Consider the following 23,863-nt stretch of genomic DNA (forward strand, 5'->3'; position numbering starts at 1 on the left):
GCTCAAGGTGCCGTTCCGGCCTCGTCCTGTGCGGCGTCATCCCGCGTTTCCACGCTGCGCCCATGCAGGCGCCGCCAGATCCAGCGCAGCGCATGCGGCGGCGCCGACGGCAGTTGTTCAAGCAGGGCCAGCATGCGGCCCTGGCTGGCATGGCCATGGCGGCACAACAGGCTGGCCGCAGCCGCCGCGCTGGCCAGGCGCAGGCTGTCGGCCAGCGGGCCATCTGCCTCGGGCGCCAGCGCCTGGTGTACCGGCTCGGGCAGTTCCCATGCTGCTGCCACGCGCTGTGCCAACGGCAGCGACCACTGCTGCAGCAGTTGCAATGCCAGCGCCGGTTCCACGCTTTCGCCACGCGCCTGCGCTTCCTGCAGCAGCTGGCGCATCACCAGCGCCGCGCCCAGCCCCTGCACCAGGCCCAGCCACTGTGCAGCGAAGGCATCACCGAAGGTGACCGTGCGCGCGTGGTCGGCAGCCGCGCGCGAAGCCAGCAGCGCGTGCTCCCAGATGATCGTGCTGAACTGCGGGAACGCATCGCACTGCATCTGCATCACCGGCTGTACCAGCACCGCACTGATGATCTGCCGCACGCCTTCGGTACCGACCAGGGTCACCGCCCGCTGCAGGCTTTCCACCGGTCGCTCGTGCACTTTGTAGGCCGGGCTGTTGGCGATGCGCAGCAAATTGCCGGTCAGCACCGGGTCCTGGCCGATGATCGCGGCCATTACCCGTGCCGAGGCGGCATCGTCGTTCACGGTCTGGATCAATTGCGGCAGCAGCTGCGGACGGCGTGGAAGCTGCCGGGTGGCCCAGTCGCGGTCCTGCAGCGCGCGTGCCACCGCTTCCCCCAACGCCGGATCCTGCACCGGCGCCGGCTCACCGGCCAGCCGCGGGTACAGCGCCAGCGCGTGCAGGCCGCGCTGCAGATGTGCCGCGATCTCCGCCGATGGCAGGGCTTCACCCTGCAGGCTGGCCGCTGCAGCCGCCACGGCCTGTCGCGATGCCGCTGCAAGGCGGGACGGCGCAGCCCCGGTCGAGCGCGCCAGCCAGCCGCGCAGCGATCGCCACCAGGCCGGCGTCATCGCCGCCCGCCCTGTCGTTGTGGTGCCCGTGCCGTCACTGACTGCCCTGCCTCTTCACACGAATCCGGCGACCCGCCGTCGTCGCAGCATCGGCCGCACTTTCATCTTCTTTAACCGGAAGGCTACCGATGTCGACGGCACCGGCCGGGGGAATGGACTAGAATGGCGCCGCGCGACCCGTCCCCCTGCACCGACGACGTCGCTTTTTTTGTTTTGGGACCCTACCGTTCACTGGCCGTTCGCTGCAGTTCGCCGCTGTTCGCGCCATCGGAGACGCCATGCTATTCGAAACCCTCGCCACCACCGGCCACGAACAGGTGGTGTTCTGCCACAACCACGACGCCGGCCTGCAGGCGATCATCGCCATCCACAACACCACCCTGGGCCCGGCCCTGGGCGGCGTGCGCATGCGTCCCTACGCCAGCACCGACGAGGCACTGGCTGACGTGCTGCGGCTGAGCCGGACGATGACCTACAAGAATGCGCTGGCCGGCCTCAACGTGGGTGGCGGCAAGGCCGTGATCATCGGCGACCCGAAGGTGGACAAGACAGAAGTTCTGTTCCGTGCCTTCGGCCGCTATGTCGATTCGCTCGGTGGGCGCTACATCACTGCCGAGGACGTCGGCACCGACGTCAACGACATGGAGAACATCTACCTGGAGAGCCAGTTCGTGACCGGCGTGCACCAGGTCCATGGCGGCTCCGGCGATCCGGCGCCCTTCACCGCCTACGGTGCGCTGCAGGCGCTGATGGCGGCGATGCGCTTCAAGTTCGGCCATGAGGAAGTGGGCAAGACCAGCATCGCGGTGCAGGGCCTGGGCCACATCGGCATGGAACTGGTGAAGCTGCTGCGCGATCGTGGTGCCAAGCTGTATGTCACCGATCTGGACAGCGCCCTGGTCGATCGTGCGGTCAGCGATTTCGGCGCTGAAGCGGTCAAGCCGGACGAGATCCACGAAGTGAACGCCGATGTGTTCGCACCGTGCGCCCTGGAAGGCGCCATCAACGCCGACACCCTGCCGCGGATCAAGGCGAAGATCATCTGCGGTACCGCCAACAACCAGCTGTCGAGCCTGGAAATCGGCGACGAGCTGCACGCGCGCGGCATCCTGTATGCGCCGGACTATGCGGTCAACGCCGGTGGCGTGATGAACGTGTCGCTGGAGATCGATGGCTACAACCGCGAACGCGCCATGCGCCTGATCCGCAGCATCTACCACAACCTCACCCGCATCTTCGAACTGTCGCAGCGCGAGAACATCGCGCCGCAGCGGGCGGCCGACCGCATCGCCGAGAGCCGCATCCTGTCGATCGGCAAGCTGAAGATGCCGCTGGGCCGCAGCACCCCGCGTCTGGGCAACCTGCGCGGCGGCTGAGCCTGCCGTGGTCGCGCCGGGCCTGACCCGGCGCGACCCGTCCTTCAGAAGCCGGTGCTGTAGCGCAATGCTGCCTGCCGCGCGCCTTCGCCACCGATGCGCTGGTCGAAGCCCAGGCTCAGACGGCCATTGCGGCCCCACCACGATTCCAGCGCCACACCGAACAGCGCACTGCCGCGTGGCGCATCCCAGCCGGCCAGCGGCGCCCAGGCATCGACGCCGACGAAACTGGCCTGCCAGTCCGCGTCGCGTGCATCCAAGCGCTGTTGCCATTCGGCATGACCACGCACGGTCCAGCGTCCCCACCCACGTTCACCACGCAGGCCGGCCAGCACCTGACTGCGTTGCACACGGTTGGCATCACCGCGCAGGCCGAAGCCGAACCCGCCCAATTCGTTGAACGCATCGGTATCGACGCGGGTGCTGCTGGCCCCCAGATACGGCGTCAACGATGCCCCTGCGCGACCGAAGCGATAACCGCCTTCGACGCTGGCACTGCTGAAACGGCCACCGTAGCGTGCAGACACGCCATACGCGCCAGCGCCCAGCAGCAGCTGGCGGTCCAGCGCGCGGGTGAACTGACCGCTGCCGAACTGGGCCAGTGCATAACCACGCCCAAGGTTCCAGCCGGCATACAGCTGCGCCTGTGCCTGCCGGTCGCGGCCACGATCACCACCGAAGCTGCTGCCACCGTTGCTGCGGGTCTCGCCGAAGGCCACGCCCATCAATCCGTTGCTGCCCAGCGGCAGATCCTGGCCCGCCATCCAGCCGTGGCTGTCGGCGGTGTTGCCGGCGAAGCTGCCCTGCCCGGCCTCGCCCAGCGCGCTCTGCCAGGTGCCGCGCAGCCGCGGTGCAGCCTGCACGCGATCGAAGCGCTCGGCGATCGCGCGCCGCGACATGTCGATGCTGTCGAAGGTGGCCGACTCGGCCCTCGCGTGCGCTTGCCCGGACAGGCTCTGCAGGCTGGCGGCCAAACCTTCGCTGCCGCCGCCGGTCCTCTGCAGCGCACCGGCCGCCGTGCCAAACGCCGATCCCTGCAGGCCAGCATTGCGGTCGAGTGCAGCGAACGCCCCTTCCAGGCGCTGCGCCGCAGCCTGCGCAGAGACACCCAGGCCAGTGGCCGCTGCACTCACGCTCACCTGTGTCAGGTTCAACCAGGCGTTGTTGCTGTCATAGCCATAGCTGCTCTGCAGCAGGCTGACACCGTCCAGGCCGCTTGATGTCGCCGGGGTGCTGAAAGTGCCGCTCAGGCTGCCCACCGCATGGATCAGATCCTGGCGGGCACCGTTCTGCGGCACGTAGCCGGTGACAACGCCGTGCACGCGCACTCCGCCGTCGATCTTCGCATTGCCGGTGACCTGCAGGGCCTTGGCACCGAGTGCGATCATCAGCTGCGCGCCGGCTTGCTGGGTATAGTCACCCTCGATGGTGCCAGTGGTGTTGCCGGTGGTCAGGAACACGCTGCTGCCATTGATCACATTGCCGATCACGCGGGGCGTGCCGCCATTGAACTGCAGGCCGGTCGAATCCGGATCGGACTGGCCGAGGATGGTCACGTTGGAACGGATCACGCCACCGTTCTGCAGCGACAGGATGCCGCGTTCGATGCGGGTGGCGCCGGTGTAGCTGTTGTTGCCGGCCAGCACCAGGGTGCCCCCGCCCTGCTTGACCAGCCCGCCGCTGCCGACGATATCGTTGCTCCACAGCGAACCGGTCGAGGCAACATCCACATTGGCTACAACGTCACCCCAGTCGAAGCGACCTGGGCCCTTGATCGCACGACCGATGTCGAGCAGGCCGTAGCCGAACACCGCATCCACGCCGGGCGCGCCGATGTCCTTGGCGGTGCCTAGCAGGGTCTGCCGCACCAGGTTGTTGTCGAAGTACGGGTAGCGCTGCCAGACCAGGGCGGCCGCGCCGGAAATCAATGGCGCCGCGAACGAGGTGCCGTAGTTCCAGTAGTAGCTGCCGCCATTGGCATCGGGATAGACCGCGCTGCCCGGTGCCGCCAGGCAGTAGCGCGCTGCCTGGCCGCAGGCGTTGGCGTAGCTGGCACGTGCGCCGGGCGTGTACGGATCGACCGCGGTCGCCACCAGCCAGCCGCGCTCCAGATCGGCCGCAGGCAGTGAGCCGGCCACGCCCTTCTGGCTGGGCAGGGCGGCCAAGCTGCTCGGTTCGCTGCGGCCATCATTGCCGGCAGCGAACACCACCAGGCCACCGTGGCTGATCACGAACGGCCGGTACTCGGCAGCGACCTGCGCGGTGGTCGGCAGGTCGGTCCAGTACAGGCCGCCCCATGAGTTGTTCATCACCTTCACGTTGTAGCTGATCAGGTCCTGGTGGACCTGGGCCACGCCCAGCGGGCCGCTGAAGGCATTGCCCTGGCCACTGCCGTCATCGGTCGGCGGCTTGTCGGAAATGATCCGTGCCGAGACGATCTGCGCACCCGGCGCGATGCCGCCCGGCCAGGAGCCCACCGCTGCGCCGGCGGCCAGGCTGGCCACCGCGGTGCCATGGCCGACCACGTCGTCAACGCCCAGATTGTTCCTGGCCGGATCGATGTAGTTGAAGTTGGCCAGCACCCGTCCATTCAGGGCCACCGCATTGCGCTGCACGCCCGAGTCAACGATACCGATGCGCACACCCTGCCCCGTCAGTCCGGTGGCCTGTGCGGCACGCGCGTTGGTGACTGCCAGATGCGCATCAAACGTCGGCTCCTGCGGTTTGGCCGGCGGTGGCGTAGTGGGTGGGGGTGGCGTCGGCGGCGTGGGCGTGGCCGGCGGCGGATCGACGCGTACGTTGCTGCCGCCCCCGCCGCCGCCACAGGCCGTCAGCGCCAGCGCCAGCGCGGTTGCCAGGACAGACCTCATCATCGTCGTGCGTTCCATCGATTCCTTCCCATGAACGTTGGCCTGCCTTGATCCTGGCAGGCATGCGGCGGCGCCCAGCGGCGGCCCTCCCCGACCCTCTATACTTGGGCCGACCCCCACGCAGTCTGCCGGGAAACCGGGACGCTTCCAACGGCCCCCGGTCTCCTTTCCGAACATTGCTTACGCATCAACGAGATTGCCATGTCCAACATCGTCATCGCCGCCGCCAAGCGCACCGCCATCGGCTCCTTCCTCGGCCAGTTCACCGGTGTGCCGACCCCGACCCTCGGCGCGGCCGCCATCGCCGCCGCCCTGGAGCAGTCGGGTGTCCCGGCCAGCGACGTTTCTGAAGTCCTGATGGGCTGCGTGCTGCCGGCCAACCTCGGCCAGGCGCCCGCCCGCCAGGCCGCGATCGCTGCCGGCATCCCGCTCTCGGTCGGTGCCACCACCCTCAACAAGGTATGCGGCTCGGGCATGAAGACCATCATGCTCGGCCATGACCTGATCAAGGCCGGTTCGGCCCGCATCGTTGTCGCCGGCGGCATGGAATCGATGTCCAACGCGCCGCACATGCTGCCCAACTCGCGCACCGGTAACCGCTTCGGCAACTTCCAGGCGGTCGATCACATGGCCCACGATGGGCTGGTCAACGCATACGACGGCAAGGCGATGGGTGAGTTCGCCGAATGTGCGGTGGACAAGTACCAGTTCAGCCGCGAAGAGCAGGACGCCTACGCCATCGAATCGGTCAAGCGCGCGCAGGCGGCACAGGCCAACGGTGCGTTCGCCGATGAAATCGTCGCGGTGAAGGTCGCCACCCGCAAGGGCGAGGTTGAGGTCGCCACGGACGAGCAGCCGGGCCGTTCGGACATCGCCAAGATTCCGACCCTGCGTCCGGCCTTCAAGAAGGACGGCAGCGTGACCGCCGCCAGCTCCTCCAGCATCTCCGATGGCGCTGCTGCAGTGGTCCTGTTGACTGAGGAAGACGCCGCGGCGCGCGGCATCACGCCGCTGGCCCGCATCGTCGGCCACGCGACCCATTCGCAGGAACCGGAGTGGTTCACCACCGCCCCGATCGGCGCGCTGCACACGCTGCTGGACAAGACCGGCTGGTCGCTGGACCAGGTCGACCTGTTCGAAATCAACGAGGCTTTTGCCGTGGTCGCAATGGCACCGATGCGCGAACTGGGCATCCCGCACGACAAGCTCAACGTGAATGGCGGTGCCTGCGCTTTGGGCCATCCCATCGGTGCCTCCGGCGCACGCCTGGTGGTGACCCTGGTCAACGCCCTGCGCACGCGCGGTGGCAAGCGCGGCATTGCCACCCTGTGCATCGGCGGCGGCGAAGCAACCGCAATCGCCATCGAATTGATTTAAAAAGATTTAACGATGATTTCGCAAAAATGAATGCGGGATCGCTTGACACCCAATCTTGGCTTGTCATCATGTTGTCGGCGCGCAGCATGCGCGTTGCCTAATTCTAACGACGAGGATTTACACAATGAGCATCAACAAGCTGCTGGTCGCGATGTCCCTGGCTCTGGCCCTGGCCGCCTGCTCGAAGCAGGAAGCTGCCCAGGACGCCGCTGCTTCGGCCAACGAAGCCGCCACCGAAGCCCAGGCTGCTGCCGACCAGGCCGCCGCTGCTGGCGCCCAGACCGCCGACGCTGCCCAGCAGGCCGCTGACACCGCCGCCACCGCTGCTGACGCTTCGGTTGACGCTGCTGCCCAGGCTGGCGCTGCTGCCACCGACGCCGCTGCCGGCGCCGCTGCTGACGCTGCCAAGGCTGCTGAAGGCACCGCTGAGAAGGCCAAGGACGCTGCTGAAGAAGCCAAGAAGTAATAACTTCTTTCTTCACGCTGTTCTGGAAAAGCCGCTGGTTCGCCAGCGGCTTTTTCTTTTCCCGAATGCGCGCGACTGAGCCGCTGCATCGCGACCCCGTCTTCACAACGGCATGAATAGGCTGGCGTCCCCATCCATTGCAGTACCGGAGACCGCCATGAAGATTCGTCCGATCACCACCACCCTGCTGGCCGCCTCCCTGCTGCTGGCCCTGGCCGCCTGCAAGGGCCCGGAAGCCGAACAGGCCAAGCAGGATGCACAGCAGGCCGCCGACAGCGCTGGCGCTGCCGCCCGCGACGCCGTCGACAAGGCTGCGGCTGCCACCCGCGAAGCCGCCGACAAGACCGCCGCCGCCTCCGAGCAGGCCGCCGCCGATACCCAGCAGGCGCTGGACAAGGCAGCAGACGCTACCGCCAACGCTGCCGACAAGGCCAAGGACGCTGCAACCGACGCCGCCGCACACGCCAGCGACGCCACCGCCAACGCCGCGCAGAAGGTTGCCGACAAGGCCCGCGATGTCGCCAACGACGCGAAGAGCAACGCGGCCAAGGAAGAAGCCAAGCACTAACTGTTCGTTCGCCGGGCATGGCCCGGCGCTACCGGCCAGCCGAGCATCGGCTCGGCTCCACAGGAAAAGCCGCGGCACTGCCGCGGCTTTTCTGCTTTTCGCTCTCCGCTCTTTCTGTTGATTCCGTGGTGGACGGCACGGAAACCGCCCAAGGACGCGCGGGTGGGCTGCGCAGGGGTGTCCGCGGCATGGATGCCGCGGCCAAGCCCCCAAGGACGGGTTCACGGCGTCCCCTGCGCAACCCACTCGCGCGGCCACCGCCGATATCAGCGCCCACCACGAGGGGCTCCGCCGTTGGCCGCCTCCTACGGCAGCGCGCGCGCCAGCATCGCCGACAGATCCAGCCCCACCGGCAGCGTCCCGAATGCCAGCCCATGCTCTCCTTCCAACCGGCTGCGCACGAACGCCTCCGCCATCGGGCTGTGCGCACGCAGCAGCAATGCCGCCTGCAGCAGCAGCGCAGTGCGCTCGCAGAACAGCCGCGCCTGCGACTCGTCCGGCGGCGCCGCCGCTGCCCAGCGCTGCAATGCCGCTGCATAGTGCGCATCCCGGTCGGCCACCGACGCCAGTTCCGTGCGCAGTGCCTCCAGCGCCTCCGGCTCACGCGCCAGCGCGCGCAGTACGTCCAGGCACTGGATGTTGCCGCTGCCCTCCCAGATCGAATTCAACGGTGCCTGCCGGTACAAGCGCGGCAGCATCGACTCTTCCACATAGCCCGCGCCACCCAGGCATTCCTGCGCCTCGTTGACGAAGCCCGCCGCACGCTTGCAGACCCAGTACTTGCCCAGCGCCGTACCCACCCGCGCCAGCGCCGCCTCTTTGGCGTCCACACCGGCACGGTCCACTGCACGCGCGATGCGCATCGACAGCACCGTGGCCGCCTCCGACTCCAGCGCCAGGTCGGCCAGCACGTTGGCCATCAGCGGGTGCTCCACCAGCAGCTTGCCGAACGTGCGGCGATGGCGTGCATGGTGCAGCGCCTGCGCCAAGGCCATGCGCATCTCCGCCGCCGCGCCGAGCATGCAGTCCAGGCGGGTCATCATCACCATGCCGATGATGGTGGCCACGCCGCGCCCCTCCTCGCCCACGCGCCATGCCTGCGCACCGCAGAACTCGACCTCGCTGGACGCGTTGGCCCAGTCACCGAGCTTGTCCTTCAGCCGCATCAGCCGGAACGCATTGCGGTCGCCATCGGCCAGCCGGCGCGGCATCAGCAGGCAGGTCAATCCCCCCGGTGCCTGTGCCAGCACCAGAAAGCCATCGCACATCGGTGCCGAAAAGAACCACTTGTGGCCAACCAGCCGGTAACGCTCGCCATCAATCGGTTCGGCCCGCGTGCTGTTGGCACGGACATCCGAACCACCCTGCTTCTCGGTCATGCCCATGCCAAGGGTGATGCCGGCCTTGTCCGTTGCCGGTACATCGCGCGGGTCGTAGACCGGCGCGGCGGCCTTGCGCGCCCACTCGGCCAGGTGCGGCTGCGACTGCAGCACCGCCACCGCTGCGTGGGTCATGGTCAGTGGGCAACTGGTGCCGGCCTCGGCCTGGTGGTGCAGGTAACTCAACGCAGCACGTGCGACGTGCGCACCTGGCTGCGGCTCATGCCAGGACAGTCCAGCCACGCCATGTTGCTTCGCCGCCGCCATCAGCTGGTGATACGCGGGATGAAATTCCACGCTGTCGATGCGGTGGCCCTGCGCGTCATGCGTGCGCAGGCGCGGGCGATCGCGGTTGGCATCGAAGCCGAGCCGGTACAGCTCATCACCGGCCAGCGCGCCGTACACCGCCAACCGCGGCGCGAAGCTGCCGGCGCCTTCGCGTTGCACCGCCTCCATCAACGCCACATCATCGGTCCACAGCTGGCGGCCGGCAAACGGGGGTGGCTGGTTGAGCACCACATGGGTTTCGAAGGGCGCATTGCTGCTGAAGCTCGGTCCACTCATCCGGTCCATCCTGGCGGCAAGAAGTGTGCGTCCCGATTGTGCCGCATCGCCCGCCAAGCCCGCGTTCAGGCCGATTCTCACCCCGTGCACGAAGCGCGCGCCACAGTGATCGCATGGCAGGCAACGACGATCTGGTGGTACTGCGCCCGGAAGGGCTGTACTGCGCCGCGGGTGATTTCCATATCGATCCCTGGCGGCCGGTGCCGCGCGCGGTCATCACCCATGGCCATGGCGACCACGCCCGCCCGGGCATGGGCGAATACCACTGCAGCAAAGGCAGCCTGCCGATCCTGCGCTGGCGGCTCGGTGATGTGCCGGTGCAGGCGCATGCCGAAGGTCTGCCCTTCCAGCTCGGCCGGGTGCAGGTGTCGCTGCATCCGGCCGGCCATGTACTCGGTTCGTCGCAGGTGCGCATCGATGACGGCGAGCAGGTCTGGGTAGCCTCCGGCGATTACAAGCGCCAGCCTGATCCCACCTGCACGCCGTTCGAAGTGGTGCCCTGCGATACCTTCATCACCGAGGCCACCTTTGCCTTGCCGATCTACCGCTGGCCGGACACCCCCGCAGTCGCTGCAGAGATCGTCGCCTGGCGCCGCGAATGCGAGCAGCGCGGCGAGGCCGCGATCCTGCTCTGCTATGCCCTGGGCAAGGCGCAGCGGGTGCTGGCTGAACTGCTGCCGCTGGATGATCGCCCGGCCTGGCTGCACGGCGCCATAGCCAATGGCGTGGCGGTCTACCGGCAGGCCGGCGTACCGATGCTGGAGACGCTCGCCGTGGCCGAACAGGGCCGCCAGCCGGACGCGGCGGGCCAGTTGATCCTCGCCCCACCCTCGGCCGCGGGCACACCATGGATGCGCCGCTTCGGCCGCCACCAGCTGGGTTTCGCCTCGGGCTGGATGCAACTGCGCGGCAACCGCCGCCGCCGCAATGTCGATCGCGGTTTCGTCATTTCCGACCACGCCGATTGGCCCGCACTGCTGCAGACCATCGAACAGACCGGCGCGCAGCGGGTAATCGCCACCCACGGCAATACCGATGCATTGATCCCCTACCTGCGCGAGCGCGGCGTGGCTGCCGAAGCCTTCCGTACCGATTTCGGGAGTGAGGAATGAAGGCCTTCGCCGTGCTCTACCAGCGCCTGGACCGCAGCACCGCGACACTGGACAAGCGTGCGGCGCTGGTCGACTACTTCCGCCACGCGCGTGCGCATGATGCGGCGTGGGCGCTGTACCTGCTCAGCGGCGGCAAAGTGGGCGGTGCACGCCGGAAGATCGCCGCCAGTGGCGAACTGCGCGCCTGGATTGCCGAAGAATCAGCGCTGCCACCGTGGCTGGTCGAAGACAGCTATGCCCAGGTCGGAGACCTGGCCGAGACACTGACCCTGCTGCTGGATGATCCAGCGCAGCCTTCGCTCGACCGGCCATTGGCCGAATGGATCGAACAGCACCTGCTGGCCGTGGCCAACCAGCCCGAACCGGTACGCCGCGAGGCGGTGGTCTCGGGCTGGCAGCAGCTGTGCAGCCGCGAACGCCTGGTGTTCAACAAACTGCTGACCGGCGCCCTGCGCGTGGGTGTTTCGCAGCGTCTGGTGCAGCAGGCGCTGGCCGAATGGTCCGGCCTGGACATCGCGCGCATCGCCCAGCGCATGCTCGGCGACTGGGTGCCCTCACCCGGGCTGCTGGGCCAGCTGTTGTCGCCGGACGAGCTGCCACTGGACCGGCAACAGCCCTACCCGTTCTTCCTCGCCTCGCCACTGGAAGGCGCTCCCGGCGATCGCCTCGGTCCCGTCGACGACTGGCTGCTGGAATGGAAATGGGATGGCATCCGCCTGCAACTGCTGCGCCGGCGTGGCGAAGTGGCACTGTGGTCACGCGGCGAGGAACGCCTGGACGGCCGCTTCCCCGAGATCGAACAGGCGGCGATGGGCCTCCCCGATGGCTGCGTGCTGGACGGCGAGCTGCTGGCCTGGGATGAGGCCACCGGCCTGCCGCGCGCCTTCACCGCGCTGCAGACCCGCATCCAACGGCGCAAGCCCGGTGCGGCGACGTTGCGCAACACACCGGTACGGGTGCTGGCCTACGACCTGCTTGAACAAGAGGGCGCGGATCTGCGCGGACTGCCGTTGCAGCAACGGCGCATACGCCTCGCCGAAGTCATCGGCGCACTGGGCGACACGCGTATCCAGCTCTCGCCCGAAGTTCCCGCCGATGACTGGTCGCAGGCTGCAGCACTGCGGGAAGCAGCACGCGAGCGTGGTGTCGAAGGATTGATGGTGAAGCGGCGCGCATCGGCTTACCAGTCCGGACGACGACGTGGCGACTGGTGGAAATGGAAAGTCGATCCACTCACCATCGATGCCGTGCTGTTGTACGCGCAGGCGGGACACGGGCGGCGCAGCACGCTGTACACCGACTACACTTTCGGGATCTGGGACGGCGACACGCTGGTGCCAGTAGCCAAGGCTTACTCGGGTCTGGACGACAAGGAGATCCTTGCCCTCGATCGCTGGATCCGCGCCAACACGCGTGAGCGCTTCGGGCCTGTACGCAGCGTGCGCGCCGAACAGGTATTCGAACTCGGATTCGAAGCGGTCAACCGCAGCAGCCGGCACAAGTCCGGCATCGCCGTGCGTTTTCCGCGCATCCTGCGCTGGCGGCACGACAAACCGGCCAGTGAGGCCGACCAGCTGGCCACCCTGCAGGCGCTGGCACGATGACCCGCAGCGAGGCGCTGCGCCGGCTGGAAGACTGGTTCGCGGCGCGAGGCTGGCGCTCACTGCCGTTCCAGCGCGCGATGTGGCGGCATTACCTGGCAGGAGAATCCGGCCTGCTGCACACACCCACCGGCAGCGGCAAGACACTGGCGATGTTCGGCGGCCCCTTGCTGCAGGCGATGATCGATCCGCCGCCGCTCCGCCGCGCCAGTTCAGTGCGTCCGCTGCAGGTGCTGTGGGTCACGCCCTTGCGCGCATTGGCCAGCGATACTGCACGTGCACTGCAGACCGTGGTCGATGGACTGGGACTGGGCTGGCGCGTCGGGCTGCGCAGTGGCGACGCCAGCAGCCACGAACGCCGACAGGCACGCGAGGGCCGTGTCGATGTGCTGGTGACTACGCCGGAATCATTGGCGCTGCTGCTGAGCTATCCGGATACGCTGCCGCGCATGCGCCAGCTGCGCTGCGTGGTGGTGGACGAATGGCACGAACTGCTGGGCAACAAGCGCGGCGTGCTGCTGCAGTTGAACCTGGCGGTGCTGCGCGGCGCCGCCCCCTCGCTGCAGCTGTGGGGGCTGTCGGCCACGCTGGGCAATCTTGCCCAGGCGCGCGACGTGCTGCTGCCCGACCGTCCGGACGCACCGACCGTGCAAGGCGTCCGCCCGCGCCCGATCACGGTACGCAGCCTGCTGCCCGAACCGGGCGAACGTTTTCCGTGGGCGGGGCATCTTGGCCTTGCACAGCTGCCGCGTGTGCTGGACGCGCTGATGCAGGCGCGCAGCAGCCTGTTGTTCACCAACACCCGCGCGCAGGCCGAACTGTGGCACCAGGCGTTGGCCGCGGTCTGGCCGGAAGACCCGCAAACGCTGGCGCTGCACCACGGCTCGCTGGATCCGGCGCTGCGCCAGCAGGTGGAGGACGGCCTGCGTGCAGGCGCCCTGCGCTGCGTCGTCGCCACATCCAGCCTCGACCTGGGCGTGGATTTTCCGGAGGTCGAACAGGTGCTGCAGCTGGGCAGCCCGAAGGGCGTGGCACGCCTGCGGCAACGCGCAGGCCGCGCGCGCCATCGTCCCGGTACCAGCGGCGCTGTCCTGTGCATTCCCAGCCACGCGCTGGAACTGGCCGAGTACGCGGCCGTGCGCCGCGCGTTGCGTGAAGGCGTGGTCGAAGCACGGCGACCGCCGACGCTGTCGCTGGATGTACTGGCCCAGCATGCGGTCAGCCGCGCGCTCGCCGGCGGCTTCGACAGCGATGCGTTGCTGGCGCAGGTACGACGCACCCATGCCTTCGCCGCACTTGCTGATGATCAGTGGCAGGCGGTGCTGACATTCATCGTGCAGGGCGGCCAGGCGTTGGCCCAGTACCCCGATTTCCACAAGGTGGTGCAGGACGCCGATGGCCACTACCGCATGCATGATCGCCGCCAGGCGCTGCGCCACCGGTTGTCGATCGGCACCATCAGCAGCGATGGCAGCGTTCGCGTGCAGTTCCTGCGCGGCGGAGGCCTGGGCGCGGTGGAGGAACAGTTCGCCAGCCGTCTGCGCCGCGGTGATCGTTTCCAGTTCGCGGGCCGCCTGCTTGAGCTGGTGCAGCTGCGCGACATGACCGCCTTCGTGCGGCTGGCGCGCGGAGCTGGCGACGGCGTTGTGCCGCGCTGGCAGGGTGGCCAACTGCCGTTGTCGATGGCGCTCGGGCACGAACTGGAAGCGGTCCTGTCAGGGGCCGACGCGAGTGCCGAATCACGCTGGCTGGCACCGCTGCTGGCACTGCAGGAGCAGCTGTCCGCACTTCCGGGGCGGGACCGCCTGCTGGTGGAGGAGGTGCGGCGCCGTGAGGGCCAGTTCCTGTTCGTGTTTCCGTTTGCCGGCCGTCACGTTCACGAGGCACTGGCCGCACTGCTGGCGTTGCGCCTCACGCGCCTGCAGCGCAACAGCATCGGCTATGCGGTGAACGACCACGGCCTGGTGCTGGCACCGGCACAGGCGGTCGATCTGGACGCGCAGCAGTGGCTGGCCCTGTTCACCACCGATCAACTGCTCGATGACCTGCGTGCAGCGGTGAACCTCGGTGAGCTGGCGCGTCGGCAGTTCCGCGGCATCGCGCGCGTGGCCGGCCTGCTGGTGCCGAGCCTGCCAGGCGGCATGCCGCGTTCGCTGCGCCAGTTGCAGGCCTCGGCGGGCCTGCTGTACGACGTGTTGCGCGAGCACGATCCCGACCATCTGCTGCTGGCATTGGCCGAACACGAAGTGCTGCACGACAGCCTGGACCTTCCCGGACTGCAGCAGGTACTGGCGAAGATCGGCACAAAGTCCCTTTCGGTGCAGCGCCCTTCATCACTCACGCCTTTGGGGTTCCCGCTGTGGGCCGAGCGGCTGCGCGGGCAGTTCAGCAACGAAGACTGGCGGACCCGCGTGCAGCGCGCCGCACACCAGCTGGAACGCCGCCATGGCCGATGAACTTTCGCTGCTGCTGGCCGGCGAGCCGATGATTGTTGCCGGCACGCGCGCACTGTACTGGCCGGCGCGGCAGGCGCTGCTGATCGCCGACCTGCACCTGGGCAAGGCTGATGTGTTCCGCCGCGCGGGGATCGCGCTGCCGAGCGGCGGCACTTCGGAAGACCTGCAGCGACTGCAGGTGTTGCTGGACGAGCATGCCTGTCGCGAACTGTGGATTCTCGGCGACATCCTGCATGGGCCAGCGCATCGCGCAGCGTGGTACCAGCAGTGGCTGGGCTGGCGCGAACGGAATGCCAGGCTGGACGTTCATGTGCTGCGCGGCAATCACGACCGTCAGCTGCCGCATGCCCAACTGCAGGTGCAGATCCACGAGGAAGCGCGACTGCCGCCATTCCTGCTCCGCCATGAACCAACACCGGATGCAGCATTGCACGTGATCGCGGGGCATCTGCATCCGCAGGTTGCATTGCCTTCGCTGCGCCGCCGCTTTCCCGCCTTCTGGCTGCGCGAGCGGATCACGGTCCTGCCCGCGTTCTCCGCGTTCACCGCCGGCATCGTTCCTGCACCGGTACGCGGTGAGTGCATGCTGGCCTGCGTGGAAGGCAGCCTGGTACAACTGCCTGCGCCATGACTCAAGCCGGGCGGATGTCCAGCTCCGGCATCACGCGGAAGTCCGGCGTGTCACCGTCACGTCGCCGCGGCAGTGCCCGGATCACCGCCAGCATCTCCTGCGCACAGGCGCGGATACGCGCGTGATGCTCCTGCGATGCATGGCTGATCAGGCTGCCGACATGGAACTCGAACACGTCCTCCAGTACGTCGGGCTGGTCCTCGTGCAGCATCTGCAGCAATCCGCGCAGCTTGCAGATTTCCGATTCCAGCTCCTCGACCGCGAACAACATGGCGTCCTCCTCTTCAACATCAGCGGCACATCCGGGCCGCAACAGGCCGCAACGGCAGCGCCGCCCGGGCCACGCGCGATGTTGATCACGGAAAGGAAAACGGGCGACGCGCAATCGCGTGCAACCTACTTCTCGCATATCGGCGGTGAGGCAACCGTTAATTCAGGTGACGACGCGCTTCACGCATTGGCCGAAATCGCGTTGATACGAGGCATTTCCGCTGCAGTGGCCAGTGCGTCGACGAACGCCGGATCCAGTGCAAGTGCACCGAACCAGCCGTGCTGGGTGCCACTGAGCACGCGCAGCATGTGGCCACGGCCCCCGGGTAGGCGCCCCATCGGGCCCAGCAGCACGTCACGCGCCTTCGCCCAGGCGTCGCGGTCGGACTGGAACAGCGGCGTCAGCCAACGACTCCAGCGCTGGTACACCGCAACGTGTGCCCTGCGTTGCGCCTGGTAGGCCTGCAGCGCGACCGTGCTGCCGCCGTAGGTGCGCACCACATCGCGCAGCGCCAGCGCATCGAGCAGCGCCATGTTCACGCCCTGCCCCAGCTGCGGGCTCATCGCATGCGCGGCATCACCGGCCAGCACCATGCGGCCGTGGTGCCAGCGCGTCATCACCGCATCACGGTAGACCGCGCGCGCCAACTGGCCGGCATCACGCAGATGGGCGAAGCGCGTACTGGCCTGCGGCCACAGCGCATGCAGTTCATCCAGCCAGGGCGTCATGCCATCGGCCTGCCAGCGTTCGAAGTCAGCGCGTGGCAGGCTCCAGAAGAAACTCAGGCGCGGCGTGTCATCACCGGGGCGCGTGCCGACCGGCAGCAGTCCGATCATCTTGCGCGCGGCCACGTAACGCTGCCGCAGCTCCTGCACGTGCGGCCAGTCCTCGGCCGGCAGCAGGCACCACAGCGCCCCCCACGGATACACGCGGTCCAGCCCGGCACCGCCGGCGATCGTGCCGCGCAGCGTCGACGCGGCGCCATCGGCGACCACTACCAGGTCGAACGGGCCATGCGTGCGCCCGTCGCTGTCGCGCAGACGGCCGTGTTCGGCATCCACCTCGGTAATGGTGGTACCGGCATGCAGCTGGCCCTCGCCTGCGCGCGCCTCGTCCAACAGCGAGAACAAGGCCCCGCGCTGCATGCCCAGGCCGTGCAGGCGCGCATCCAGTCCCTCGTAGCGCATGTCCATCACCGCGCGCTCGCACGGCGTGTCGCCATACAGGCGGTGCACCGGCGCGGCATGTGCGCGCACGGAATCAAGCAGGCCCATCTGCCACAGTACCTGCAGGCCGCTGGGCTGCAGCAGGAAACCGGCACCCACCGGCCCCGGCGTGGGCACGCGTTCGAAGATCTCCACCTCGTGGCCGTCACGGGTGAGCAGGATGGACACTGCCTGTCCAGCGGTACCGTAGCCGATCACGGCGATGCGCAGTCGTTCCGTCATGGCCGCATTGTGCCCGAGGCGGGTGGATCGCGAGCGGGTCGCGGGCAATCCGCGCAAAAAAAACCCCGCCGAAGCGGGGTTTTCAACGCACTGTCGAGTGGATCACTCGGCCGGCGTGATGTTCGAAGCCTGGGCACCCTTCGGGCCCTGGGTCACGTCATAGGTGACACGCTGGCCTTCCTGCAGGCTGCGGAAGCCCTTGGAGTTGATGGCGGAGAAGTGCGCGAACACGTCGGCGCTGCCATCCTCCGGCGAGATGAAGCCAAATCCCTTGGCGTCGTTGAACCACTTGACGGTACCGTTCGGCATGGTGATGCGAGACCTTATGCAATGAATGGGTGGTGTACGCTGAACCCGCGCACAAGCTGAGTATGCAAAGCTTGCTCGGGGAAGACAATCACCCCCGTGCCAATTCGCCCACCAGTTCCGGAAGTCCGTTGCCGGCCGCCTGCACGTTGGCCAGCACTTCGGCCATCGTGATCTCCTCACCATCACCACAGCCGGCAGCCCAGTTGGCGATGATCGCCAGGCAGGCGTAATCCAGCCCCAGCTCGCGTGCCAGGGCGGCTTCCGGCATGCCGGTCATGCCCACCAGATCGCAGCCGTCGCGGCGCATACGGGCGATTTCAGCGATGGTTTCCAGGCGCGGGCCCTGTGTTGCGCCGTAGCAGCCACCGTCATGGACCGTGACGCCGGTCACTTTGGCCGCAGCCAGGATCTTGCTGCGCAGCATTGGTGTGTACGGGTGGCCGAAATCAACGTGGACCACGTCGGTGCCTTCTTCCTCACAGATCGTGCTGATGCGGCCCCAGGTGTAGTCGATGATCTGGTCCGGGCAGGCCAGCACGCGCGGACCAAAGTGTTCGGTGATGCCTCCCACCGTGTTCAACGCCAGCACGCGCTGCGCGCCCAGCTGCTGCAGCGCGGCCAGGTTGGCGCGGTAGTTGATCTTGTGCGGCGGCAGCGAATGGCCTTCGCCATGCCGCGCCAGGAACGCCACGCGATGGCCGAGCAGCGTACCAACGCGCACCGGGCCCGACGGACGGCCGAAGCGGGTGTCGACCTCGTGGGTCTGCACGTCGTCAAGCTTGGCCAGGTTATAGACACCGGTACCGCCGATCACGGCCAGGGCGATCTGTTGCATTCGAAGCACTCCATGAAAAGACGAACGCCGGCACCCGAGGATGCCGGCGGCAGAAGAAGACGCGCCGCGGGCGGCTGCGCCGTTATTCCTTCATCGCGTAGATGGCCGGCACGCAGCGCAGGGTTTCGTTGACGTCCATGCCGAAGCCGAACACGTAACGGTCCGGCAGTTCGATGCCGGCGTAGTCGGCAGTCACGTCCGGCAGCGCGCGGTCGTGCTTCTTCACCGTCATCGCGGCGATGCGCACGTCGGTCGCGCCCTGTTCCAGGCACCAGGTGCGCACGCCCTGCAGGGTGTAGCCCTCGTCGAGGATATCGTCGACCAGCAGCACGCGGCGGCCGAACAGCGAGGTGGCCGGTTTGTGCTTCCAGACCAGGTCGCCGCCGGTGGTTTCACCGCGGTAACGGGTGGCGTGCAGGTAATCGAACTGCACGTCCTGGCCGCGCGCGCCCAGTTCCAGCGCCAGCTGGCCGGCGAACGGCAGCGCACCGTGCATGATGGACAGGAACAGCGGCACCTCGCCCTTGTAATCGCGCGCGATGGCGTCGGCGATACCAGCGATGGCCTTGTCGATGGTGGGGCGGTCGACCAGCAGGTCAGCCTGGGCCAGGGCCTGGGAAATGGTGAGGTTGGGCATCAGACGGTTCTTCCAAGGGTTTCAAGCAGACGGGATTGGGTGTCGCCATGGCGGGCATCGGCCAGCAGGCCGTCCCAGCCGAGCGCGCCGCGGCCCAGCAGGCCCAGCAGCGCAGCAGTATTGAGGGAGCGTCCCTGCACGGCGTGCAGGGCTTCATCGACCAGTTCGGGGTGGCAGACCAGCACCACGTCGCAGCCGGCATCCAGGTGCGCGTGCACGCGTGCCGGCACACCGCCGGCACTGTGCGAAGCAGCCATGCCGATGTCGTCGGAGAACACCACGCCGCGGAAGCCGAGCTCGCCACGCAGGATGTCCTGGATCCAGCGCGGGGAATAGCCGGCCGGCTCAGGCGCAACCTGCGGATAGACCACGTGCGCCATCATCACCGCGTCGGCACCGGCGGCGACGCCGGCCTGGAACGGCACCAGGTCCTGCGCGCGCAGCTCGTCCAGCGCGCGCGGATCGATCGCGGTATCCACGTGGGTATCTTCCAGCACGGTGCCGTGACCGGGGAAATGCTTGAGCGTGGCCGCCATGCCGACCGCGTGCATGCCGCGCACGTAGGCGGCAGTGAACGCGGCAACCACCTGCGGGTCTTCACTGAAGGCACGGTTGCCGATGGCGCGGTTGCCACGACCGAGATCGACCACCGGCGCAAAACTCAGGTCCAGGCCGCTGGCCCGCACTTCACTGGCCATCAGCCAGGCGTGCTGTTCGGCCAGGGCCAGCGCCTGCTGCGGGTCGGTGGCGTACAGCGCACCGATGTCCTGCAGCGGCGGCAGCTCGCTGTAGCCTTCGCGGAAACGCTGCACACGGCCGCCTTCCTGGTCCACGCAGATCAGCTGCGGGCGCGGGGCGGCGGCACGGATCGCCGCGCTCAGATCGGTCACCTGCTGGCGCGAGGCGAAGTTGCGCTTGAACAGCACCACCCCGGCCACGGCATCGTGCTGCAACCAGTCACGTTCCTGGGCAGTCAGTTCGGTGCCGGCAACGCCGATCAGCAGCATGGTCGATCTCCACAACACGCGCCCGCATGGCGCAGTGCCGCATTGTCGCAGAACCGGCCGACAGGCGCAGTGGTCAGAAAAAGGGGACGGAGGGGATTAAGCCGCAATCGGCCCCTACGGGCTGGATACGTCTTAATTCCCTCCGTCCCCTTTTCGGATCCGGTCAGACCTTGCAGCCGTCCGGGCCGCAGGCCTCGTCTCCGTCAGCCGAAGCTGCCGGAGCGCCCTGTTCGGCAGCGATCTGGCGCAGCGCGTTGGCGAAGGCCTCCGGCGGCTGCGCCCCGGAAATGGCCCACTTTCCATCGATGACGAAGGTCGGCACCGAGGAAATGCCCAGCGCATGGGCCTGCGCCAGCTTGGCTTCGACCTCGGCCAGGCCGCGGTCGGAGGCCAGCATCTGCGCGATTTCACCCGCGTCGAGGCCGCCAGCCACGCCGGCCTTGATCAGCACCGAGGGGTCCGCCAGGTTCTGGCCATGCTCGAAGTGGGCGCGGAACAGCGCTTCGCCGACCGCATCCTGCACGCCGTGCTGGCCGGCCAGCCACAGCACCCGGTGCGCCGGCAGCGTGGTCACCCGCACCTGGCCCTGGCCGAAGTCCATCGGCAGGCCTTCTGCACGCGCAGTGGTCTGGGTCTGGCCGAGGATCTGCTCGGTCCGCTCGACGCCACCGAACTTGCGCACGTAGGCCTCGCGCAGCGGAACCGGGGTGGCGTCCGCGTCCGGATCCAGCTGGAACGGCTGCCAATGGATGTCGAGTTCAGGCGCGTCCGCGCCCAGCAACTGCACACCCTGCTGGAAACGATGCTTGCCAATCCAGCACCAGGGGCAGACCACGTCGGAGTAGATGTCGATTCTCATCCCCTCCACATGGGGGCCGACACCTTCGATAAAAGGGGACGGAGGGGATTAAGTCGCTTTCCGCACAGATGGGGTAAAGGCGACTTAATCCCCTCCGTCCCCTTTTTCTGGATTCACCACTGTGAATAGGGGTGGTTGGCGAGCGCGACGTTGTAGTAGCGGGCGTCGTCGGTGACTTCGGTACCAACCCAGTCCGGCAGGTCGATAGCCTGGTCAGCGCTGTCCAGCTCAACCTCAGCCACCACCAGGCCGGCGTTGTCGCCGAGGAACTCGTCCACTTCCCAGGTCAGGCCGGCGTACTCGACCAGATGGCGGCGCTTGTCGATCAGGCCACCCACGCACAGCGCCAGCAGTGCGCGGGCATCGTCCACCGGGATCGGATAGTCGAACTCCTGGCGGGTGTGGCCGATGGTGCGCGACTTCAGGTTCAGCGCGGCATGGTCGCCTTCGATGCGCACGCGCACCGAGGCGTTCTGGGTGCCGCGGTCGAGCGCGCCCAGGTCGTTGATGTAGCCCTGCGCCATCGGGATCACCCGGTGCGCGGCAGTGCGCCAGCCATCACTGCTGACGAGGAATTTGCGTTCGATTTCGATGCCCATCGCACCATTATGCGCGATGGGCATGACAGCCGATCAGCGCTTCTCGAACACCGCGATGCTTTCCACGTGCGCGGTATGCGGGAACATGTCCATGGCGCCGGCGCTGACCAGGGTGAAGCCCTGTTCGTTGACCAGGTAGCCGGCATCGCGTGCCAGCGAGCCCGGGTGGCAGCTGACATAGACGATGCGCTTGAACTGCTTCAGCGGCAGCTGCTGCAGCACTTCGATCGCGCCCGAACGCGGCGGGTCCAGCAACAGCTTGTCGAAGCCCTGGCGCATCCACGCCGTGCTGCGCTGGTCCTGGGTCAGATCGGCGCTGAAGAACTGGGCATTGGCCAGGCCGTTGCGTTCGGCATTCTCTCGGGCGCGGGCGACAAGGCCGGCATCGCCTTCCACACCCACCACTTCGCGCACACGGCGGGCCAGCGGCAGAGTGAAATTGCCCAGGCCGCAGAACAGGTCCAGCACGCGCTCGTCCTCACCCGGCTCCAGCAGATCCAGGGCATGGGCGATCATCTTCTCGTTGAGCTTGGCGTTGACCTGGATGAAGTCCAGCGGACGGAACGCCAGCTCCACGTCCCACGGCGCAAGCCGGAACGACAGCGGCACGCCCTGCCCGTCCAGCGGCTGCACGGTATCCACGCCACCGGACTGCAGGTAGATCACGAAGCCATGCTGCTGGCCGAAGGTGGCCCAGGCGGCACGATCGGCATCGCTCAGGGGCTGCAGGTGGCGCACGGTCAGGACCACGGCCTGGTCACCGGCGATGAATTCGATCTGCGGGATGTCGCGCTTGCCATCAAGCGACTCGATGAAGGTCGACAACGCCTCGACCTTGGTGCCGATTTCCGGGATCACGGTCAGGCACTGGCTGAGATCGGCCACGAATCGCGGGTCCTGTTCACGGAAACCGACCAGGGTCTTGTCCTTCTTCTCGACCCGGCGCACCGAGAAGCGGCCCTTGCGGCGGTAGCCCCAGCTCTCACCGACCAGCGGCGCCAGCACAGTGCCCGGCTTCACGTGGCCGATGCGCTCCAGGTTGTCCATCAGCACGCGCTGCTTGGCGACGATCTGCTGCTCTTCGTCCAGATGCTGCAGCACGCAGCCGGCGCAGGTGCCGAAGTGCGGGCACTTCGGGGTTACGCGCTGCGGCGAGGCCTGCAGCACTTCCACCGTGCGCGCCTCGTCGAAATGGCGGCTGCGGGCGGTCTGTTCAGCCAGGACCACCTCGCCCGGCAGGGCGCCGCTGACGAAAGTGACCTTGCCGCCTTCGCCTTCACGGCGGGCAACGCCGCGACCATCATGGCTGAGGTCGAGGATTTCGGTCTGGAACGGGGTACGGTCGATGCGGGAACGGGATCGGGCCACGTGGCGACAGGCTGCGGGCAAAAATGGGCGCGTATTGTCGCAGATCCTGACCGGCAGGGTCCGGACCCGCTTGCGCCCGCCGCCGCCGTGCTTGATGATTACAGCAGCTGACATGGAGGCAGCCCTGATGCAGATGACCCCGCGGGCCAGCCGGCCCCGCTTCCTGCTTGTCGAGGACGACATCATCAGCCGCGGTTTTTTCAAAGCGGCGTTGGAAACGTTACCGGCGGACGTGGACACCGCAGACTCATTGGCCAGTGCCCTGGCCAGCGCCGAGCCCGGCGCGCATGACCTGTGGCTGATCGACGTCAACCTGCCTGACGGCAACGGCGCGCAGCTGCTGCGCGAACTGCGCCGTTCGCACCCCGATACCCCGGCGTTGGCGCATACCGCCGACGGCGATACCTCCATTCATGCCCGCCTGCGCGAGGCCGGGTTCAGCGACACCCTGGTCAAGCCGCTGGGCCGCGACCAGTTGCTGAAGGCCGTGCGCCGCGCCCTGGTCAACAGTCCGGCCGGGATTGTCCTGACCCAACCGCCGGCGGCAGTCGAGCTGCAGGTACAGGACTGGGATGAGACGGCGGCGCTGGCCGCGCTGAATGGCCAGCGCAACCACCTGATCGCCCTGCGCGAGTTGTTCCTGGCCGAGCTGCCGGGTGTACGCGATGCGGTCGAGCAGGCGGTGGACCAGCACGACGAGCGCCAGCTGCGCAGCCAGTTGCACCGGTTGCAGGCCAGCTGCGGGTTCGTGGGCGCGGCACGTCTGGCCCGTGCGGTGCGCCAGTTGCATCATGCGCCGGAGTCCGGTCAGGCCCAAGCGGGATTCCGCGCAGCGGTAGCTGCCCTGCTGCATTGAGGGTTGCTCGGCAGGGCTGCGCCCTGCACCCGCCCAAGCTTCAAGCCAGGGCAACGTCAAAGGCCAGAGCCAGAGCGGCTCTGGTTTTCTGCTTGTTGGGCGGGGCGGTGTGGGTTGGCAGGACACGCCGTAAACCCGTCCATGGGGGCTCGATGGCGCCATCCATGGCGCCAACGGTCCTGCCAACCCACACCG

21 protein-coding genes are annotated in these 23,863 nt (G+C 67.7%); 9 read left to right on the forward strand and 12 right to left on the reverse strand.

All coding sequences use genetic code 11. From position 1 onward, the window contains the following. Positions 1 to 2: 2 nt before the first annotated feature. Entirely contained in the window at positions 3 to 1,079 is a 1,077-nt protein-coding gene (locus AC0Z6F_RS18600; protein ID WP_004153018.1) for an HDOD domain-containing protein, read from the reverse strand. Positions 1,080 to 1,357: 278 nt separating this feature from the next. Here AC0Z6F_RS18600 and AC0Z6F_RS18605 point away from each other — a divergent pair, with 278 nt between their 5' ends. After that, positions 1,358 to 2,455 (forward strand): Glu/Leu/Phe/Val dehydrogenase dimerization domain-containing protein, encoded by a 1,098-nt coding sequence (locus tag AC0Z6F_RS18605; protein WP_004153019.1) that lies wholly within the window; start codon positions 1,358 to 1,360, stop codon positions 2,453 to 2,455. A 44-nt stretch (positions 2,456 to 2,499) separates the two neighbouring features. Here AC0Z6F_RS18605 and AC0Z6F_RS18610 read toward each other — a convergent pair whose 3' ends face one another. Then, on the reverse strand, positions 2,500 to 5,343 hold the full coding sequence (locus tag AC0Z6F_RS18610) for a S8 family serine peptidase (protein ID WP_485618069.1): 2,844 nt from the start codon (positions 5,341 to 5,343) through the stop codon (positions 2,500 to 2,502). A gap of 183 nt (positions 5,344 to 5,526) precedes the next feature. On the opposite strand from AC0Z6F_RS18610, the gene AC0Z6F_RS18615 reads away from it, so the two are divergent. The 3 genes from AC0Z6F_RS18615 (at position 5,527) to AC0Z6F_RS18625 (ending at position 7,736) form a co-directional block, all read left to right on the forward strand. After that, positions 5,527 to 6,702, forward strand: coding sequence for a thiolase family protein (locus tag AC0Z6F_RS18615; RefSeq protein ID WP_012511797.1), 1,176 nt, complete (start codon positions 5,527 to 5,529; stop codon positions 6,700 to 6,702). A 124-nt stretch (positions 6,703 to 6,826) separates the two neighbouring features. Further along, complete coding sequence (locus AC0Z6F_RS18620) at positions 6,827 to 7,168, forward strand: hypothetical protein (protein WP_004153024.1); 342 nt, start codon at positions 6,827 to 6,829, stop codon at positions 7,166 to 7,168. Between the two features lie 157 nt (positions 7,169 to 7,325). After that, positions 7,326 to 7,736 carry a hypothetical protein gene (locus tag AC0Z6F_RS18625; RefSeq protein ID WP_004153031.1) on the forward strand — a complete coding sequence of 137 codons (411 nt, stop codon included), beginning with the start codon at positions 7,326 to 7,328 and terminating at the stop codon, positions 7,734 to 7,736. 305 nt (positions 7,737 to 8,041) lie between these two features. Here AC0Z6F_RS18625 and AC0Z6F_RS18630 read toward each other — a convergent pair whose 3' ends face one another. Next, positions 8,042 to 9,679, reverse strand: a complete 1,638-nt coding sequence (locus tag AC0Z6F_RS18630; RefSeq protein WP_006382706.1) for an isovaleryl-CoA dehydrogenase — start codon at positions 9,677 to 9,679, stop codon at positions 8,042 to 8,044. Positions 9,680 to 9,792: 113 nt separating this feature from the next. Between AC0Z6F_RS18630 and AC0Z6F_RS18635 the strand changes: the two genes are divergently transcribed. The 4 genes from AC0Z6F_RS18635 to pdeM are packed head-to-tail and all read left to right on the forward strand — an operon-like array spanning position 9,793 to position 15,479. After that, positions 9,793 to 10,791, forward strand: coding sequence for a ligase-associated DNA damage response exonuclease (locus tag AC0Z6F_RS18635; RefSeq protein ID WP_006382707.1), 999 nt, complete (start codon positions 9,793 to 9,795; stop codon positions 10,789 to 10,791). Then, on the forward strand, positions 10,788 to 12,395 hold the full coding sequence (locus AC0Z6F_RS18640; RefSeq protein WP_448123308.1) for an ATP-dependent DNA ligase: 1,608 nt from the start codon (positions 10,788 to 10,790) through the stop codon (positions 12,393 to 12,395). The genes AC0Z6F_RS18635 and AC0Z6F_RS18640 overlap by 4 nt, the downstream gene beginning before the upstream one ends. Then, entirely contained in the window at positions 12,392 to 14,848 is a 2,457-nt protein-coding gene (locus AC0Z6F_RS18645) for a ligase-associated DNA damage response DEXH box helicase (protein ID WP_485618066.1), read from the forward strand. The genes AC0Z6F_RS18640 and AC0Z6F_RS18645 overlap by 4 nt, the downstream gene beginning before the upstream one ends. After that, positions 14,838 to 15,479, forward strand: a complete 642-nt coding sequence (pdeM, locus tag AC0Z6F_RS18650) for a ligase-associated DNA damage response endonuclease PdeM (RefSeq protein WP_100435090.1) — start codon at positions 14,838 to 14,840, stop codon at positions 15,477 to 15,479. Before AC0Z6F_RS18645 ends, pdeM begins: the two co-directional genes overlap by 11 nt. A 1-nt stretch (position 15,480) precedes the next feature. Here the strand turns inward: pdeM and AC0Z6F_RS18655 are convergent, their stop codons facing one another. The 9 genes from AC0Z6F_RS18655 to rlmD all read right to left on the reverse strand — a co-directional run bounded on the left by AC0Z6F_RS18655 (position 15,481) and on the right by rlmD (position 22,812). Continuing rightward, the gene (locus AC0Z6F_RS18655; RefSeq protein WP_065723955.1) at positions 15,481 to 15,750 is read right to left on the reverse strand and encodes a hypothetical protein; all 270 of its coding nucleotides are present in this window, start codon (positions 15,748 to 15,750) and stop codon (positions 15,481 to 15,483) included. A 179-nt stretch (positions 15,751 to 15,929) separates the two neighbouring features. After that, positions 15,930 to 17,198 (reverse strand): FAD-dependent oxidoreductase, encoded by a 1,269-nt coding sequence (locus AC0Z6F_RS18660; RefSeq protein WP_485618064.1) that lies wholly within the window; start codon positions 17,196 to 17,198, stop codon positions 15,930 to 15,932. 102 nt (positions 17,199 to 17,300) lie between these two features. Then, the gene (locus tag AC0Z6F_RS18665; protein ID WP_005410590.1) at positions 17,301 to 17,507 is read right to left on the reverse strand and encodes a cold-shock protein; all 207 of its coding nucleotides are present in this window, start codon (positions 17,505 to 17,507) and stop codon (positions 17,301 to 17,303) included. Positions 17,508 to 17,595: 88 nt separating this feature from the next. Then, entirely contained in the window at positions 17,596 to 18,342 is a 747-nt protein-coding gene (locus AC0Z6F_RS18670) for an S-methyl-5'-thioinosine phosphorylase (protein ID WP_010482830.1), read from the reverse strand. 82 nt (positions 18,343 to 18,424) lie between these two features. After that, a complete protein-coding gene (locus AC0Z6F_RS18675; protein ID WP_005410592.1) occupies positions 18,425 to 18,979 on the reverse strand; it encodes a hypoxanthine-guanine phosphoribosyltransferase in 555 nt (184 codons plus the stop codon). Then, complete coding sequence (nagZ, locus tag AC0Z6F_RS18680) at positions 18,979 to 19,986, reverse strand: beta-N-acetylhexosaminidase (protein ID WP_485618060.1); 1,008 nt, start codon at positions 19,984 to 19,986, stop codon at positions 18,979 to 18,981. The genes AC0Z6F_RS18675 and nagZ overlap by 1 nt, the downstream gene beginning before the upstream one ends. Before the next feature lie 163 nt (positions 19,987 to 20,149). Further along, entirely contained in the window at positions 20,150 to 20,845 is a 696-nt protein-coding gene (locus tag AC0Z6F_RS18685; RefSeq protein ID WP_012511804.1) for a DsbA family oxidoreductase, read from the reverse strand. A 113-nt stretch (positions 20,846 to 20,958) separates the two neighbouring features. Then, entirely contained in the window at positions 20,959 to 21,444 is a 486-nt protein-coding gene (locus tag AC0Z6F_RS18690) for a CYTH domain-containing protein (protein ID WP_032972015.1), read from the reverse strand. Between the two features lie 33 nt (positions 21,445 to 21,477). Continuing rightward, complete coding sequence (rlmD, locus tag AC0Z6F_RS18695) at positions 21,478 to 22,812, reverse strand: 23S rRNA (uracil(1939)-C(5))-methyltransferase RlmD (RefSeq protein ID WP_065723953.1); 1,335 nt, start codon at positions 22,810 to 22,812, stop codon at positions 21,478 to 21,480. A gap of 127 nt (positions 22,813 to 22,939) precedes the next feature. Here rlmD and AC0Z6F_RS18700 point away from each other — a divergent pair, with 127 nt between their 5' ends. Then, positions 22,940 to 23,668, forward strand: coding sequence for a response regulator (locus AC0Z6F_RS18700; RefSeq protein WP_153676012.1), 729 nt, complete (start codon positions 22,940 to 22,942; stop codon positions 23,666 to 23,668). Positions 23,669 to 23,863: the final 195 nt, after the last annotated feature.

It is taken from the genome of Stenotrophomonas sp. 1L-E-5-B-C3, from assembly GCF_057292075.1.

Bases quoted from the DNA above. Each gene is read 5' to 3' on its own strand.
- AC0Z6F_RS18660 (WP_485618064.1), bottom strand. From the start codon at position 17,198: ATGACGGAACGACTGCGCATCGCCGTGATCGGCTACGGTACCGCTGGA.
- AC0Z6F_RS18600 (WP_004153018.1), bottom strand. From the start codon at position 1,079: ATGACGCCGGCCTGGTGGCGATCGCTGCGCGGCTGGCTGGCGCGCTCG.
- AC0Z6F_RS18645 (WP_485618066.1), top strand. From the start codon at position 12,392: ATGACCCGCAGCGAGGCGCTGCGCCGGCTGGAAGACTGGTTCGCGGCG.
- AC0Z6F_RS18685 (WP_012511804.1), bottom strand. From the start codon at position 20,845: ATGAGAATCGACATCTACTCCGACGTGGTCTGCCCCTGGTGCTGGATT.
- AC0Z6F_RS18605 (WP_004153019.1), top strand. From the start codon at position 1,358: ATGCTATTCGAAACCCTCGCCACCACCGGCCACGAACAGGTGGTGTTC.
- AC0Z6F_RS18690 (WP_032972015.1), bottom strand. From the start codon at position 21,444: ATGGGCATCGAAATCGAACGCAAATTCCTCGTCAGCAGTGATGGCTGG.
- AC0Z6F_RS18620 (WP_004153024.1), top strand. From the start codon at position 6,827: ATGAGCATCAACAAGCTGCTGGTCGCGATGTCCCTGGCTCTGGCCCTG.
- AC0Z6F_RS18655 (WP_065723955.1), bottom strand. From the start codon at position 15,750: ATGTTGTTCGCGGTCGAGGAGCTGGAATCGGAAATCTGCAAGCTGCGC.
- AC0Z6F_RS18635 (WP_006382707.1), top strand. From the start codon at position 9,793: ATGGCAGGCAACGACGATCTGGTGGTACTGCGCCCGGAAGGGCTGTAC.
- AC0Z6F_RS18625 (WP_004153031.1), top strand. From the start codon at position 7,326: ATGAAGATTCGTCCGATCACCACCACCCTGCTGGCCGCCTCCCTGCTG.
- AC0Z6F_RS18665 (WP_005410590.1), bottom strand. From the start codon at position 17,507: ATGCCGAACGGTACCGTCAAGTGGTTCAACGACGCCAAGGGATTTGGC.
- AC0Z6F_RS18630 (WP_006382706.1), bottom strand. From the start codon at position 9,679: ATGAGTGGACCGAGCTTCAGCAGCAATGCGCCCTTCGAAACCCATGTG.
- nagZ (WP_485618060.1), bottom strand. From the start codon at position 19,986: ATGCTGCTGATCGGCGTTGCCGGCACCGAACTGACTGCCCAGGAACGT.
- AC0Z6F_RS18615 (WP_012511797.1), top strand. From the start codon at position 5,527: ATGTCCAACATCGTCATCGCCGCCGCCAAGCGCACCGCCATCGGCTCC.
- AC0Z6F_RS18670 (WP_010482830.1), bottom strand. From the start codon at position 18,342: ATGCAACAGATCGCCCTGGCCGTGATCGGCGGTACCGGTGTCTATAAC.
- pdeM (WP_100435090.1), top strand. From the start codon at position 14,838: ATGGCCGATGAACTTTCGCTGCTGCTGGCCGGCGAGCCGATGATTGTT.
- AC0Z6F_RS18675 (WP_005410592.1), bottom strand. From the start codon at position 18,979: ATGCCCAACCTCACCATTTCCCAGGCCCTGGCCCAGGCTGACCTGCTG.
- AC0Z6F_RS18640 (WP_448123308.1), top strand. From the start codon at position 10,788: ATGAAGGCCTTCGCCGTGCTCTACCAGCGCCTGGACCGCAGCACCGCG.
- AC0Z6F_RS18610 (WP_485618069.1), bottom strand. From the start codon at position 5,343: ATGGAACGCACGACGATGATGAGGTCTGTCCTGGCAACCGCGCTGGCG.
- AC0Z6F_RS18700 (WP_153676012.1), top strand. From the start codon at position 22,940: ATGCAGATGACCCCGCGGGCCAGCCGGCCCCGCTTCCTGCTTGTCGAG.